Annotated in this window: 14 protein-coding genes; 8 read left to right on the plus strand and 6 right to left on the minus strand. The window is 73.0% G+C overall.

Going from position 1 to position 14,545, the window contains the following annotated elements; genetic code table 11:
* Nucleotides 1–5: 5 nt before the first annotated feature.
* On the minus strand, nt 6–1,469 hold the full coding sequence (locus AC07DW_RS15990; protein WP_478858256.1) for an amino acid permease: 1,464 nt from the start codon (nt 1,467–1,469) through the stop codon (nt 6–8).
* A 293-nt stretch (nt 1,470–1,762) separates the two neighbouring features.
* On the opposite strand from AC07DW_RS15990, the gene AC07DW_RS15995 reads away from it, so the two are divergent.
* The 8 genes from AC07DW_RS15995 (at nt 1,763) to AC07DW_RS16030 (ending at nt 8,242) form a co-directional block, all read left to right on the plus strand.
* Nucleotides 1,763–2,779: a GDSL-type esterase/lipase family protein gene (locus tag AC07DW_RS15995; protein ID WP_478858257.1), complete on the plus strand. Its 1,017-nt coding sequence runs from the start codon at nt 1,763–1,765 to the stop codon at nt 2,777–2,779.
* A 440-nt stretch (nt 2,780–3,219) separates the two neighbouring features.
* On the plus strand, nt 3,220–3,450 hold the full coding sequence (locus tag AC07DW_RS16000; protein ID WP_478858334.1) for a DUF5133 domain-containing protein: 231 nt from the start codon (nt 3,220–3,222) through the stop codon (nt 3,448–3,450).
* 190 nt (nt 3,451–3,640) lie between these two features.
* On the plus strand, nt 3,641–4,546 hold the full coding sequence (locus AC07DW_RS16005; protein ID WP_478858258.1) for an STAS domain-containing protein: 906 nt from the start codon (nt 3,641–3,643) through the stop codon (nt 4,544–4,546).
* Nucleotides 4,543–4,953 carry an STAS domain-containing protein gene (locus AC07DW_RS16010; protein WP_478858259.1) on the plus strand — a complete coding sequence of 137 codons (411 nt, stop codon included), beginning with the start codon at nt 4,543–4,545 and terminating at the stop codon, nt 4,951–4,953. The genes AC07DW_RS16005 and AC07DW_RS16010 overlap by 4 nt, the downstream gene beginning before the upstream one ends.
* Nucleotides 4,937–5,512, plus strand: coding sequence for an ATP-binding protein (locus AC07DW_RS16015; protein WP_478858260.1), 576 nt, complete (start codon nt 4,937–4,939; stop codon nt 5,510–5,512). Before AC07DW_RS16010 ends, AC07DW_RS16015 begins: the two co-directional genes overlap by 17 nt.
* Nucleotides 5,512–6,525: an ATP-binding protein gene (locus tag AC07DW_RS16020; RefSeq protein ID WP_478858261.1), complete on the plus strand. Its 1,014-nt coding sequence runs from the start codon at nt 5,512–5,514 to the stop codon at nt 6,523–6,525. The genes AC07DW_RS16015 and AC07DW_RS16020 overlap by 1 nt, the downstream gene beginning before the upstream one ends.
* Nucleotides 6,522–7,799 (plus strand): PP2C family protein-serine/threonine phosphatase, encoded by a 1,278-nt coding sequence (locus tag AC07DW_RS16025; RefSeq protein WP_478858262.1) that lies wholly within the window; start codon nt 6,522–6,524, stop codon nt 7,797–7,799. Before AC07DW_RS16020 ends, AC07DW_RS16025 begins: the two co-directional genes overlap by 4 nt.
* A 77-nt stretch (nt 7,800–7,876) precedes the next feature.
* Nucleotides 7,877–8,242: an ATP-binding protein gene (locus tag AC07DW_RS16030; protein WP_478858335.1), complete on the plus strand. Its 366-nt coding sequence runs from the start codon at nt 7,877–7,879 to the stop codon at nt 8,240–8,242.
* A 215-nt stretch (nt 8,243–8,457) separates the two neighbouring features.
* On the opposite strand, the gene AC07DW_RS16035 is transcribed toward AC07DW_RS16030, so the two are convergent.
* The 5 genes from AC07DW_RS16035 to AC07DW_RS16055 all read right to left on the minus strand — a co-directional run bounded on the left by AC07DW_RS16035 (nt 8,458) and on the right by AC07DW_RS16055 (nt 14,521).
* A complete protein-coding gene (locus AC07DW_RS16035) occupies nt 8,458–9,306 on the minus strand; it encodes an RNA polymerase sigma factor SigF (RefSeq protein ID WP_478858263.1) in 849 nt (282 codons plus the stop codon).
* Between the two features lie 163 nt (nt 9,307–9,469).
* A complete protein-coding gene (locus AC07DW_RS16040; protein WP_478858264.1) occupies nt 9,470–10,912 on the minus strand; it encodes a GuaB1 family IMP dehydrogenase-related protein in 1,443 nt (480 codons plus the stop codon).
* 270 nt (nt 10,913–11,182) lie between these two features.
* Complete coding sequence (locus tag AC07DW_RS16045; RefSeq protein WP_478858265.1) at nt 11,183–12,229, minus strand: sugar-binding transcriptional regulator; 1,047 nt, start codon at nt 12,227–12,229, stop codon at nt 11,183–11,185.
* 85 nt (nt 12,230–12,314) lie between these two features.
* Nucleotides 12,315–12,998: a ribulose-phosphate 3-epimerase gene (gene rpe, locus AC07DW_RS16050; RefSeq protein ID WP_478858266.1), complete on the minus strand. Its 684-nt coding sequence runs from the start codon at nt 12,996–12,998 to the stop codon at nt 12,315–12,317.
* Nucleotides 12,999–13,099: 101 nt separating this feature from the next.
* On the minus strand, nt 13,100–14,521 hold the full coding sequence (locus AC07DW_RS16055) for an RsmB/NOP family class I SAM-dependent RNA methyltransferase (protein WP_478858267.1): 1,422 nt from the start codon (nt 14,519–14,521) through the stop codon (nt 13,100–13,102).
* Nucleotides 14,522–14,545 lie beyond the last annotated feature (24 nt).

The raw sequence follows: 14,545 nt of genomic DNA on the forward strand, positions 1-14,545 counted from the left end.
GTGGGTCACTTCTCTGCGGTGGCCAAACGGGAGCGGCGCATGCCGTAGAGGAAGTAGAACACGAGGCCGACGGCCATCCAGACACCGAACACGATCCACGTGATGGCGTCGAGGCTGAACATGTTGTAGGCGCAGAACAGGAAGCCCAGCACCGGGAAGAGCCAGCCGAGCGGGACCCGGAAGGTGCGCGGCATGTCCGGGCGGGTGCGGCGCAGCACGATCACCGCGATGTTCACCAGGGCGAAGGCGAACAGGGTGCCGATGCTGGTGGCGTCGACGAGCTTGCCCAGCGGGATGACGGAGGCGAGCAGGCCGCAGAACACCGAGACGATGACCGTGTTGACGCGCGGCGTGCCGGTCTTCTGGTCGACCTTGCCGAACACCTTGGGCACCAGCCCGTCCCGGGACATCGCGAACAGCACGCGGGTCTGGCCGTACAGCACGGTCAGGACGACGCTGGCGATGGAGATGACGGCACCGGCGGCGAGCAGCGTGCCCCAGAAGGCGTGGCCGCTGACGTCGTTCATGATCCCGGCGAGCGAGGCCTCGGAGCCCTCGAAGTCCTTCCAGTTCCGCGCGCCCACGGCGACACCGGCGACCAGCACGTAGAGCGCGGTGACGATGATCAGCGAGAGCATGATCGCGCGCGGCAGGTCGCGCTGCGGGTTCTTGGCCTCCTCGCCGGCCGTGGAGGCGGCGTCGAAGCCGATGTACGAGAAGAAGAGGCTGGCGCCGGCGGCGCTGACGCCCGCCATGCCGAGCGGCATGAAGTCCGCGTAGTTGCCGGACTTGAAGCCCATGAAGCCGATGGCGCAGAAGAGCACGAGCGCGGCGATCTTCACCACGACCATGATCGTGTTGACGCGGGCGGACTCACGGGCGCCGCCGAGCAGGAAGACCATGGCGAGCAGCACGACGATCAGGCCGGGCAGGTTGATGATCCCGCCCTCGCCGGGCGCGGAGGAGAGCGCGCCGGGGATGGTGACGCCGATGGTTCCGTTCAGGAGCTCGTTGAGGTACTCGCCCCAGCCGACCGCCACGGCGGCGACCGAGACGCCGTACTCCAGCACCAGGCACCAGCCGCAGACCCAGGCGACGAGTTCGCCCATCGTTGCGTACGCGTACGAGTACGAGGAGCCGGCGACGGGGATGGAGCCGGCCAGCTCGGCGTACGAGAGGGCGGAGAACAGGGCGGTGAGGCCGGCGATCACGAACGCGAGGGTCACCGCCGGACCGGCCTGCGGGACGGCGTCCCCGAGGACGACGAAGATACCGGTGCCGAGCGTGGCACCGATGCTGATCATGGTCAGCTGCCACATGGAGAGCGAGCGGCGGAGCGAACCGCCCTCGCCCTGCCCACCCTCTGCGACCAGCATGTCCACCGGCTTGCGCCGGACGAGAGCGGAGAGCCCGGACGCCTTGGGCGCGGACGGCTCGGTGGCGGGAGGGGCTGTGCCTTGATCCAGCACTGCGGGGGCTCCTTCATCGCTGCGGGTCGGTGGAGGGCGACCTGCGGCGGGCTCGCGGGCGTGTCGGACACAGCCCACGGGGAAGGGAGACCGCCGAGCAGGCGGTCACCGCCACTCCTGGTACGGGGCACGAGCCTAAAGGGCGGGCTTCGCGCTTGTAATGCATCGTTGTTGCGCATCGACGCATGATCATTGCGCACTTGGGGCACAGACGGGGAAACATTGCGCCCCGCCGCACGAATCGACACATTGGGGGCCGGGAGCAGGTGTCCCACCGACCGGAGGAGACGCGTATGACCTGGCAGGATCCGGTGCCGTTCCTCCGCGGTACGGCCTGGGTGGACGAGCACGGCCGCACGGTGCGCGCCGACCCCGCGGGCATGGCGCGGCTGCCGTGGGAGACCGCCCGGCGGGCCGAGCTGCCCATCGGCGTGCGGCTGGAGTTCACCGCGTCGCCGGGCACCCGCGCCGTGGAGATCCGCTACCGCGCGGCCGTACCGGACGGGCCCGCGGGGCTGCGCGAGCTGGCGCACTGCTTCGCGCTCTGGGAGGGCGACACCTGCCTGCGCGAGGCGTTCGCCGAACCCGCCGAGGAGACGGTCGTCAGGGTGGACCTGCCCGGCGGTACGGGGCCGTTCACCGTCCACCCGCCGGAGAGCCAGGCCCCCGCGATCCTGGGGCTGCGCGCGGTCGGGGGCACCCTCTCCCCCGCTCCCCCGCGGCCCCGCTGGCTGGTCCACGGCGACTCGATCACCGAGGGCTGGTGGTCCACCCGGCCCGCCCACTCCTGGCCGGCCGTCGCCGGACGGGCCCTCGGGCTGGACCCGGTCAACCTGGGCTACGCGGGCTCCGCGCGCGGCGAGCTGTCGGTCGCCCAGCAGCTGGCCGCCCTCCCCGCCGACCTCCTCACGCTGGCCTTCGGCACCAACTGCTGGTCCGGCGTCCCGCACTCCGCGCCGCTGCTGTACGAGACCACCCGCGCGTTCGTCGCGCTCGTACGCCGGGGCCACCCCGACACGCCCCTGCTGGTGCTCTCGCCGCTGCTGCGCCCCGAGGCGGAGCGCACGGCCAACGCCCTGGGCGCGACGCTCGCCGACCTGCGCACGGCGATGGAGGAGGCCGTCCGGGACCTGGCGGCGGCCGGGGACGAGCGGCTGGCGCTGCTGCCCGGCCGCGACCTGCTGGAGGCCGGGCACCTCGCGGACGGGCTGCACCCCGACGACGCGGGCCACGCGCGGGTCGCCGCCGCGGTCACGGCGGCCGTCCGGCGCGAGGCGGTACTCGGCGGCCGGGCGCTGTCCCGGACGTGAGCGACGTCACGGCGCCGGGTGACGCGGCGTCACGGCGCCTCGGCTACGCGGGGTCCCGTGCGGGCCGGCGAGCGGCACTCCGGTCGGGCGTGTGAGCGTCGTCACGGACGGGCGCGTGGGGCGGCGCCGGAGCGGCGGGTGAGCGACGTCACAACGGCGCGTGGCGCGGTCCCGCGGACGGGCGCGTGAGCCCAGCCGGAACGGCGGTACGGCGGTCCAGGAGCGGTGGGGCAGCGGCGCCACGTGTCGGCGGAGTGCGACGGGGTGGACCGTCCCACGGACGGGGAGCGGGACCGGCACGACCGGCGGACGGGCGCCGTCGCGGACTTCGGTGGAATGAGCGCGAGAAGCCGGGGTAGGGGCGCCTTCGGTCGGTGACATCGCACTCCGGCCCCCGACCCACGTCCGGGTCCCGTCCAGGAGGAGGTTCTGTCGTGCTGATGGCGCACCCGTCGATGCTGCGCAAACTCGTGGCCAGGTATGAGGAACTGTCCGCACCCGGTGCGGACTCGGCGGACCCGAAGGCCAAGCGTCAACGGGAGGACACCGCTTACACCCTCTGCGTGTCCACCGGGACGCGTGACATACGCGACGCGCTCCGGGTGGCCAGACAAACGCTCGCGGCGGCCGGCGAACCGGTGGCCGTCTCGACGACGTCGGCCTCGCGCTGAGCGGCGGGGAGGGCGGCGGCCGGCATGCTCCGGTCGCCGCCCTTGGCGTCCGCACGCGGAGTCACGCTTCTTCGGGGCGCCGCCGGGCGACTACCATCCAACCGCCGTTGACCACGAGAAGCGGGACGGGCGGCCGACTCGTCGATTTTTCCGGCACCTCGCCCTGGAAACCCGCCCGTCCTGTTTCCGAATGCGAGAGGTGCTTGTGAACACCAGCGAATCGAGCGTGCGGGACCGCCTCTGTGAGGCCCTGCGTGAGCGCGAGGAGGAGATCGCGGACCGATGGGTCCGGCTCCAGCTGGAGCAGGCGGTGCTCAGCACGGACATGAGCGAGCACGAGGTGCGCGAGGAGGCCGATCTGCTGATCTCCGCCCTCGCGGCGGGCCTGGCGAGCGACGTCCCGGTGGAACGCCTGGTGACGTCGCGCAACGAACTGCGGCAGACGGTGATAGAGCTGTCGCTGCGCCGCGCGCGGGCGGGCGCCTCGCCGACGGCCACGTCGCTGGCCGTGCTGTCGCTGAAGGAAGCGCTGCTGTCGGCCGTCCAGTACGCCACCCGCGACTCGGCGGAGCTGTTCTCCGCCGCCATCCTGGTCAACCGGCTGCTGGACGCGGCCGGTGTGCTCTCGTTCGAGACGTACGTGGAGGGGCGCGAGGAGATCATCCAGCGCCAGAGCCGCCAGCTGCTGGAGGTCTCGACGCCGGTGGTCCGCCTCTGGCGGCACGTGCTGGCCGTCCCGCTGATCGGGACGCTGGACACCGCCCGTACCCAGGTCGTGATGGAGAGCCTGCTGCAGGCGATCCAGGACCACGAGGCCCAGGTCGCCATCATCGACATCACCGGCGTCCCGGCCGTCGACACCGCGGTCGCCCAGCACCTGATGCACACCGTCAACGCGGTGCGGCTGATGGGCGCCGACTGCGTGATCAGCGGCATCCGGCCGCCCATCGCCCAGACCATCGCCCAGCTCGGCATCGACCTGTCGACCATCCTCACCCGCGCGACCCTGGCGGACGCCCTGGCCGCCGCCATCCGGCTGACCGACCAGCCCGACGTCGGCCAGGACGCCGGCCCGGCCCGGTCGGTGACGGCGTGACGGCCCCCCGAGCCACCGGCGTACCGATCCTGCGGCTCGGCGACGTGCTCGTCACCGGCCTGCTCAACGAGCTGGACGACCAGTCGGCGGTGGCCTTCACCGACGAGCTGACCGAGCGGATCGCGGGCGACCGCGCACGCGGCGTCCTGATCGACATCTCCCGGCTGGAGGTCATCGACTCGTTCGTGGCGCGCACGCTGATGGAGCTGACCACGATGGCCCGCCTCCTCGGTGCCCGGGTCATCGTGGCCGGAATGCGGCCCGCGGTCGCCATCACCCTGGTCGAACTGGGGCTCCAGCTGACCGGCGTGGAAACCGCTCTCAACGCGGAGCAGGGCCTGACCGCGTTCGGCTGGCACCGCATGCCCCGACCCCCGGGGGAGGCCCGACGTGACGCTCCACGGTGAACGGGTGGCGGCGGGTTCCGAGCTGATCGGCCAGCGCTCCGCGCCGGCCGGCTCCACCGTCACCACCGACCGGACCGGCGCCCGGTCCATGACGTCCGGCGCGACCGGCGCGACCGGCGGCGCCTTCGCCGGCCCCGATCCCCTTCCGGGAGGCCCCGGCCGTGCCTCCCGATTCACCGTCGCCTCGGAGGAGGACCTGCTGACGGTACGTCATGCCGTGCGGGCCGCCACCGTGGAGGCCGGTTTCGGGCTCGTCGACCAGACCAGGATCGTCACCGCCGCCAGCGAGCTCGCCCGCAACGCGTACGTCCACGGCGGCGGCGGGTCGCTGGAGATCGAGAGGCTGACGCGGTCCGGGCGGAGGGGCCTGCGACTGACGGTCCGCGACGAAGGCCCCGGCATCCGCGACCTCGACGAGGCGCTCACCGACGGGTTCACCACCGGCACGGGGCTCGGCCACGGCCTGGGCGGAGCGCGCCGGCTGATGCACGAGTTCCAGGTCCACAGCGAGCCCGGCGAGGGCACCACGGTGGTCGTCACGCGCTGGAGCGACCGCTGATGGACACCCCGAGGTCCGTCACCACCCACATTCGGGTGGACCACTACAGCGCCGTCCAGCTGGCGGCCACCACCGCCCGCCGGACGGCCCTGGACCAGGGCCTGACCGGCGCCCTGCCGGACCAGGCGGCCGTGCTGGCCAGCGAGCTGGCCGGCAACGTGGCCAGGCACGCCCACAACGGCTCGCTCTACATCCAGCCGCTGCCCCTGCGCCCCGGCGTGGAGGTCCTCGCCGTCGACCGGGGGCCGGGCATGGCCGACCTGGAGCAGTGCCTGACCGACGGGTACACCACCAGCAGCACCCTCGGCGCCGGCCTCGGCGCGGTACGCAGGATCGCGGACGAGTTCACCGTGCGTACGAGGGAGGGCGTCGGCACCGTCGCCTCCGCCCGCCTGGGCGAACCGGGCGGCACCCCCGCCGAGGGGACGCCCGGCGTGGGCGCCGTGCGCGTCCCCGCCGACGGGGAGAACCTCTGCGGCGACTCCTGGGCCCTCGCGGTCGACGGGGACGTACGCACCGCCCTGGTGGTGGACGGCCTGGGACACGGCGAGCTCGCCGCCGAGGCCGCCGATCTGGCCGTACGCGCCTTCCACCGCGACCCCGGCCTGCCGCTCCCGGGACTGCTGCACGCCATGAACCGGGCGCTGCGGCGCAGCCGGGGCGCGGCGGTCGGGCTGCTGCGGCTGTCGCCGCGGGGCGTCGACCAGTGTTCCGTGGGAAACGTGCGCACCCTCCTGCTGGGGCACGACGGCGTCCGCCGGCGCTTCGGCGGGCAGCCGGGGGTCGTGGGCTGGAACATGCCCGAGCCCCGGGTGCAGCGCGTGCCCGCCGAGCCGGACGCCGTGGCCCTGCTGCACAGCGACGGCGTCGACGACCGCTGGACGCACACCCTGACCCCCTTCGTCAGCGGGTTGCCCGCAGCCTTGCTCGCCGGAGCCCTGGTCCACGAACACCGCCGCAGCCGGGACGACGCGACCGTCCTCGCCCTCGGCCCGGCCCGGAGAGAGCCATGAAACCGCAGATCACGACCCTGCACTCACTGGCGGGCCTGCGCAGCGCGCTGCGCCGCGTCGCCCACCGGGCGGGCCTGCCCGTCGAGCTGCGCTACCGGCTCGCCCTGTCGGCCGCCCGGGTGGCCGGCGCGGAGTTCGCGGCGGGCCGGCCGGTGCTGCTGGAGACGGTGCCGCCGCAAGCCCGGGGCCGGGCCGTGGACGCCCCCGCGGGCGGCGCGGGCGGTGACCGGCCGGAGGAGGGGCGGCTGGTCGTCCGGCTGCACCTGCCGCACGCACCGCGCCGGCCGTCGCTGGACGGGCTCCCGCTGCCCGCGGAGCGGCTGCCCGGCACCACCGCGGTGTGGCGGGTGCCGGTACCCCTGCCGTCCGCCGCCGGGGACGCGGGCCGGGACGATCCGCCCGGCCTGGTCGACCTGCTGGAGGAGGAGCTCAGCGCGGCCGTCGACCGGGCGGACGCGCTGGCCGAGGACCATCAGCGGCTCAAGCACGAGCTGGCCGAGACGAACAGCGGCGTGCTGGCGCTGTACGTGCAGCTGGAGGAGCGCGACGAGCAGCTGCGCCAGGCGCACGGCCGGATACTGCGCCAGCTGGAGGACGCCCTGCGCCCCCCGCCGGTACGGGTGCCGGGGCTGGAGATGGCGGTCCACTACGAGCCGGCGGAGAAGCACGCCCCCACGGGCGGTGACCTGTACGACTGGTTCGTCCTGCCGGACGGCACCGTGCACATCACGGTGGTGGACGCCCTCGGGCACGGGCTGACCAGTACGCGCAGCGCGCTCAACGTCACCCACGCCGTCCGCACGCTGGCCCTGGAGGGCCACCCGCTGGAGTCGATCGTCGCCCGCACGGACGAGGTGCTCGCGACCTTCGACCACGAGCTGATGGCCACCGTGCAGCTGGTGCGGCTCGATCCGGCCGGCGGGAATCTGGTGCTGGCGAACGGCAGCCATCCCCCGGCCCTCCTCGTGCGGGCGAGCGGCGAGTCCTCCCTGCTGGAGGTACGCGGCCGGGGCATCGGCTTCCCCCTGCCCGGCAGCGAACGGTTGCTCCACGACCGCCTCGACCCGGGCGATCTGCTGGTGCTCTACACCGACGGGCTGACCGAGAGCCGACGCGACCCCCGCGAGGGCGAGCAGCGGCTGGCGCTCGCGGCCCGCCGCCACCGGCACCGTCCCATAGAGGACGTCCCGGCGGCCATCGCGGAGGAGATGCACACGGTGATCCTGCACCCCGACGACACGGTGGCCCTGACCGTGCGGCGGGTGTCCGGCTGATCCTCGCCAGTCCGTGGTTAACGCACCAGGTCTGGGTATGCGAGCGGTGATGATTGAAGGAGCCGCTCGTGGTTGTCATGACTTCGCCTCACGCCGACTGCGCCTCGGCCCGTGATTCGGCCGCGCGTTTCGTGGCCGAGCACTGCCCGTGGGCGGACCTGGACGCGGTGCAGCTGGTCGTCACGGAACTCACGGCCAACGCCCTGCGCCACACCGCGGGCTGGTGGCGGCTGCGGCTGCGCGCCGATCCCGGTGTGCTGGCCGTGGAGCTGGACGACTCCAGCACGACCCTCCCCGAGGCCCGTCGGCCGGACTTCAGCGGCGGTGGCGGTGGCTTCGGCTGGCCCATGGTGCTGAGCCTGGCGAACCGGGTCGAGGTGCAGCCGACCCCGGCGGGCAAGACGGTCCGGGCGATCTGGTCCCGCGCGCCGGAAGCGGCCTGACGGCCGACGCATGACGCCCCGGCGGGCGGAGCCTGCGGGCGGAGGCCCGTGGGGAGCGGCCGGCCGACCCGTCGCCCCGGCCGGACAAGGGGGCCGTTCATGCCCAGCGGGTGACGCCGTCCGGAAAACGCCATCGGCCCGACGACCGAAGTCGCCGACGCCCGGGGCGGCGTGCCCCGGGCGTCGGCGTCGCGTCGGCCGGCGGGCCGGGCGGTTCACTCGACGGCCAGCAGACCTTCCCTGAGCCTCGCGGTGATCCGCGACAGCAGCCGGGAGACGTGCATCTGTGACACGCCCAGCACGGCGCCGATCTCCGACTGCGTCATCTCGTCCACGTACCGCATCTGGAGGATGCGCCGGTCGCGCTCGTCGAACTGCTCGATGAGCGGCTTGAGCGCCTGGACGTTCTCCACGATCTCCAGCTCGCGGTCCGGCTCGCCCAGCCGGTCGCCGAGGGTCTCGGAGGAGTTGTCCGTGCTGTCGTCGAGCGGGAGGTCGATGGAGCCGGCGGTGTACCCGTTGGCGGCGATGAGCCCTTCGAGGATCTCGTCCTCCTCCATCCCCAGGTGCTCGGCCAGTTCGGCCGGGGTCGGAGAGCGGTCGAGGCGCTGGAAGAGCTCGTCGGTCGCGCGGGCGATGTCGATGCGCAGCTCCTGCAGGCGCCTCGGCACGTGCACCGACCAACTGGTGTCGCGGAAGAACCGCTTGATCTCACCGATGACGCACGGCATCGCGAAGGTGGTGAACTCGACCTCGCGGCTCAGGTCGAAGCGGTCGATGGCCTTGATGAGCCCGATGGTGCCGACCTGGATGATGTCTTCCATCTGGTCGGCCCGGTTGCGGAAGCGCGTCGCCGCGTACTTGACCAGGGAGAGGTTCAGCTCAATCAGGGTGTTGCGGACGTACTGGTACTCCTCGGTCCCCTCTTCCAGCACGGCCAGCCGGTCGAAGAATGCCTTCGAGAGCTCCTTCGCGTCCTTCGGAGCCACCTCACCGGGGTTACGGACCTCCGGCAGATCGGTGATCGTCTGCGGGCCGGTACCGGTCGAGATCGTGGTCGCCATGGACACTGCACCCTCCCTGTTCATTTCCGTACGTTCGCAAGCCGCGTGTACCCGCATTCGCCACGGACATGCGTACGGATTCGGCCTGTCGTGAAAAAAGCGGAGTGACCGCCTCTCGCACCGGGCGAGAAACGGCCACCCCGGCGGGTTCCCTGGCGGTACGTCAGCTCCAGCTGGCGTGCAGCGGCTTGCCCTCGGCGTAACCGGCGGCGCTCTGGACGCCGACGATGGCCTTCTCGGCGAACTCCTCCAGCGAGCCCGCACCGGCGTACGTGCACGAGGAGCGCACGCCCGCGATGATCGAGTCGATCAGGTCCTCGACGCCCGGACGGGCCGGGTCCAGGAACATCCGCGAGTGCGAGATGCCCTCTTCGAAGATCGCCTTGCGAGCCCGGTCGTACGCGGACTCCTCGCTCGTGCGGTTGCGCACGGCGCGCTTGGACGCCATGCCGAACGACTCCTTGTACAGGCGCCCGCTGGCGTCCTGCTGGAGGTCGCCGGGGGACTCGTAGGTGCCCGCGAACCAGGAACCGATCATCACGTTCGACGCGCCGGCGGCGAGCGCCATGGCGACGTCGCGCGGGTGGCGGACACCGCCGTCCGCCCAGACGTGCTTGCCGAACTTCGCCGCCTCGGCGGCGCATTCGAGGACTGCGGAGAACTGCGGGCGGCCCACGCCGGTCATCATGCGGGTGGTGCACATGGCGCCGGGGCCCACACCGACCTTGATGATGTCCGCGCCGGCCTCGACGAGGTCACGCACGCCCTCGGCGGCGACGATGTTCCCGGCGACGATCGGCACGTGCGGGTCCAGGCCCCGGACGGCCTTGACCGCGGCGATCATCGACTCCTGGTGGCCGTGCGCGGTGTCCACGACGAGCGTGTCGACGCCCGCGTCGAGGAGCTGCTTGGCCTTGCCGGCCACGTCGCCGTTGATGCCGACGGCGGCGGCGATGCGGAGCTTGCCGTTCGCGTCGACGGCCGGGGTGTAGAGGGTGGCGCGCAGCGCGCCCTTGCGGGTCAGGATGCCGGCGAGGCGGCCGTCCTTGTCCACGGCCGGGGCGTAGCGGCGGTTGTGGTGGTCGAGGGTGTTGAAGGCCTCGCGCGGGTCGATGTCCGCGTCGAGCAGCAGCAGGTCCTTCGACATGACCTCGGACAGCTGGGTGAAGCGGTCGACCCCGGAGAGGTCCTCGTCGGTGACGACGCCGACCGGGCGCTGATCGGCGTCCACGACGACGCCCGCGTTGTGCGCGCGCTTGGGCAGCAGCGACAGCGCGTCGGCGACGGTCTGGTGCGGGTCGAGGACGATCGGGGTGTCGAGCACGTGGTGGCGGCTCTTCACCCAGGAGATGACGTCGGTGACGACCTCGATCGGAATGTCCTGGGGGATGACGACGAGGCCACCGCGCCGGGCCACGGTCTCGGCCATCCGGCGCCCCGCGATCGCGGTCATGTTGGCGACCACCAGCGGGATGGTCGTCCCGGTGCCGTCGGGGGAGGACAGGTCGACGCCCTGGCGGGAGCCCACGGCCGAGCGGCTAGGCACCATGAATACGTCGTCGTACGTGAGGTCGTACGGCGGCTTCAGGTCATTGAGGAAACGCACGTGCTGAACATCCCAGTCGTTCGGAGTTGGCCCCCGGGCATTTCAGCCGGGGGGAAAACGCACGTACTTCATTCTCCCATGACCGCACACGCGTACGCCCCGGTCGAAAGGCACAGGGACGCGGAAGGGCCCTGGTGCTTTCCTCCAAGCGCCCGCCCGGCCGGGGGCCGCGGCAGCCCCCGGGCGGCGCCCGGGGGCTGGGTCATGTCCGGTCCGTGAAGTCTCGCCCGGCCGCCCTTCGGGCGGACGCCGACACTTTCCGGGCACTCCCTAGTCGTCCGGGTCCGTGCGGTCCAGGGCCGGGCGGGGACCGGGGGTGAACTCCGTCAGGAGGTAGTCCGCCGCCATGGTGTCGGTGACCAGGCTGGTGACCAGCCCGGACCGCAGGACCGCGCCGATCGCCGCCGCCTTGCGCCGGCCGCCCGCGATGGCCACGACCTCCGGGATGCGCCGCAGCCGGTCGGCCTCGACGGTGATGCACCGCTCCCCCAGGTCGCGCCCGACCCGGCGCCCGGACGAGTCGAACAGGTGGGCCGACATCTCGGCCGCGACGCCCAGCGAGGCGTAGTGTGCCCGCTCCTCGTCCGTGAGCATGTCGTGCACCGTGGAGATGCCGGGCTCCCAGGAGCCGATGGACACGGCCGCGACGGTGACCTTGTCGAAGTACTCGAAGGCACGGGCGATGCCGGTCTGGTTGCGCAGCGCCGCCGCGGTCGCCGGGTCGGGCAGCAGCATGGGCGCGTAGATGGGGTGCGCCTCACCGCCGGAGACCTGGGCGGCGCGGCGTACCGCCTCGACCGAGCCGCGCTCGGCGGTGCCCGCGTCGTACACGCCCGTCAGCTGGACGACCGTGCAGGGCGGCAGCCGGTCGAGGGCGGCAGCCATGTGAATGGTGGAGCGGCCCCACGCGAGGCCCAGGACGTCGCCCTCCGCCACGAGCTCGCCGAGCAGGTCGGCCGCGACCTCGCCCAGGTTCTCGGGGTCCGGCGAGGCGTCCTCGCCCTCCGGCGGGGACTCGACGACCACGGCGTGACGCAGCCCGTACCGGGCACGGAGCGCGTCGGAGCGCTCGGCGTCGAGCTCGGCCGGCACCCGGATCTCGATGCGCACCAGGTCACGCTCGAGAGCGGTTTCCAGAACCCTGGCGACCTTGAACCGGCTGACGCCGAACTCCTCCGCGATCTGGATCTTGGACTTGCCCTCCAGATAGAAGCGACGGGCCATGGCCGCCGCCTGCACGAGCTCCGCGGGTCCCATCCGCAGGGCTGGCCGTCCCGCCGACATAGCAGACACCGCGCTCTCCTCACTGCTGTTCACACGTCGGATCGCCATCCTTGCAGATGCGGCGGTCCGTGTTCGGTCCTGTTGGGCTGCGTTCATCTGCCCGTGGTCCACCCGTGGCTCAGTGGCCGCACGCCCAGGCGGCCGTGGCGGTCGCCGCGGTGGCCTGATCGCGCAGGGCCCGCACCGCGGCGGCCGGGTCCTCCGCTCCGTACACGGCGGAACCGGCGACGAAGACGTCGGCACCGGCCTCCGCGCAGCGCTCGATGGTGGAGGCCGAGACGCCGCCGTCGACCTGGAGCCACAGCTGGAGGCCGTGCTTGGAGATCAGCTCCCGGGTGCGGCGGATCTTCGGCAGCATGATGTCGAGGAACGCCTGGCCGCCGAAACCCGGCTCCACGGTCATGATCAGCAGCATGTCGAGCTCGGGGAGCAGGTCCTCGAACGGCTCGATGGGGGTCGCGGGCTTGAGCGCCATCGACGCCCTGGCCCCCTTGGCCCTGATCTCGCGCGCCAGCCGCACCGGAGCCGCCGCCGCCTCGACGTGGAAGGTCACCGACCCGGCCCCCGCCTCCACGTACTGCGGGGCCCAGCGGTCGGGGTCCTCGATCATCAGGTGGCAGTCCAGCGGGGTGTCCGACGCCCGGCTGAGCGACTCCACGACGGGCACGCCCAGGGTGAGGTTGGGCACGAAGTGGTTGTCCATGACGTCGACGTGCAGCCAGTCGGCGCCGTCGACGGCCTTCGCCTCCTCGGCGAGGCGGGCGAAATCGGCGGACAGGATGCTGGGGTTGATCTGGGCCATGTGCCAAGCCTGCCACGTCCCATGGGGTTTCTTTTACCCGATGCCGGTGCGGTCTTCACCGGGCACGGCACACTTGCCGCATTCCCGGCGAATCAGCGTCCTCACGCGGTGCGCCGCAGCAGCGCCAGGTACATCGCGTCGGTCCCGTGCAGATGCGGCCACAGCTGTACGTCGGGCCCGTCGCCGAGCGCGGGGACGCCGGACATCAGGGGCCTGGCGTCGATCAGCTCGGCGCCGCCGTGCCGCTTGAGGACGTCGTCCACGACCACGCGGGTCTCCGCCAGATGCGGTGAGCAGGTCGCGTACCCGACCACTCCACCGACCCGGACGGACTTCAAGGCCTCGGTGAGCAGACCGCGCTGCAGCGGCCCGAAGCTCTCCAGGTCCTCGGGGCGGCGGCGCCAGCGGGCCTCGGGGCGCCGGCGCAGCGCCCCGAGGCCGGAGCACGGGACGTCGACCAGCGCCCGGTCGAAGGAGCCGGGACGCCACGGAGGGCGGGTGCCGTCCGCGGCGATGACCTGGTACGGGCCGGGGTTGCCGGTCAGCGCCCGGTCGACGAGCCGGGCGCGGTGCGGCTGCTTCTCCGAGGCCAGCAGGGTGGCACCGCGTCCGGCGGCCAGGGCGCCCAGCAGCGCCGCCTTGCCGCCGGGGCCCGCGCAGCCGTCGAGCCAGCGCCGGTCGGGGCCGTCGAGCGGGGCGTTCGCGAGGGCGATCGCCACGAGCTGGCTGCCCTCGTCCTGGACGCCCGCCCGGCCCTCGCGGACGGCGTCGATCGCGCCGGGCTCGCCGCCCTCGGTGAGCCGTACGGCGTACGGGGACCAGCGGCCCGGCAGGCCGGCCTCGTCGCCCAGCACGTCCAGCAGCTCGCCCGTGGTGGACCGGCCGGGGCGGGCCACCAGCGTGACCTCGGGCCGCTCGTTGTCGGCCTCCAGCAGGTCCTCGATCCCGGCGCGCCCGCCGCCGAGCGCGTCCCACAGCGCGGAGACGACCCAGCGCGGGTGCGAGTGCACGACCGCCAGGTGGTCCTCGGCGTCCTCGTCGTACGGCGGGGCGACCTGCTCCAGCCAGGCGTCGAGGTCCTGCCGCGCGATCTTGCGGAGCACCGCGTTGACGAACTTGGCCCGCCCGTCGCCGAGTACGACCCGGGCCAGTTCCACGCTCGCCGAGACCGCCGCGTGCGTGGGGATCCGGGTCCCGAGCAGCTGGTGGGCGCCGAGCGCGAGCACGTCCAGCACCGGCGGGTCGACCTCGCGCAGCGGACGGTCGATGCACGCCGCGATGATCGCGTCGTACGTGCCCTGGCGGCGCAGCGTGCCGTACACCAGCTCGGTGGCGAGCGCCGCGTCGCGGCCGTCGAACCCCTCCTTCTCGCGCGCCTTCTTCAGCAGTGGCGGCAGGACGAGGTTGGCGTACGCGTCTCGCTCGTCGACGGCGCGCAGCGCCTCGAAGGCCAGGATCCGCACCGGGTCCTTCTTGGGGCGGCGGTACGGCTTGGGGGGACGGCGACGGGACTGCTCGCTCAAAAGGTGCTCCGCTTTCGGTGAGGC

The organism is Streptomyces sp. NPDC045701 (assembly GCF_056432045.1).

Bases quoted from the DNA above. Each gene is read 5' to 3' on its own strand.
- AC07DW_RS16020 (WP_478858261.1), top strand. From the start codon at position 5,512: ATGGACACCCCGAGGTCCGTCACCACCCACATTCGGGTGGACCACTAC.
- AC07DW_RS16000 (WP_478858334.1), top strand. From the start codon at position 3,220: ATGGCGCACCCGTCGATGCTGCGCAAACTCGTGGCCAGGTATGAGGAA.
- AC07DW_RS16005 (WP_478858258.1), top strand. From the start codon at position 3,641: ATGCGAGAGGTGCTTGTGAACACCAGCGAATCGAGCGTGCGGGACCGC.
- AC07DW_RS15995 (WP_478858257.1), top strand. From the start codon at position 1,763: ATGACCTGGCAGGATCCGGTGCCGTTCCTCCGCGGTACGGCCTGGGTG.
- rpe (WP_478858266.1), bottom strand. From the start codon at position 12,998: ATGGCCCAGATCAACCCCAGCATCCTGTCCGCCGATTTCGCCCGCCTC.
- AC07DW_RS16030 (WP_478858335.1), top strand. From the start codon at position 7,877: ATGACTTCGCCTCACGCCGACTGCGCCTCGGCCCGTGATTCGGCCGCG.
- AC07DW_RS16025 (WP_478858262.1), top strand. From the start codon at position 6,522: ATGAAACCGCAGATCACGACCCTGCACTCACTGGCGGGCCTGCGCAGC.
- AC07DW_RS16035 (WP_478858263.1), bottom strand. From the start codon at position 9,306: ATGGCGACCACGATCTCGACCGGTACCGGCCCGCAGACGATCACCGAT.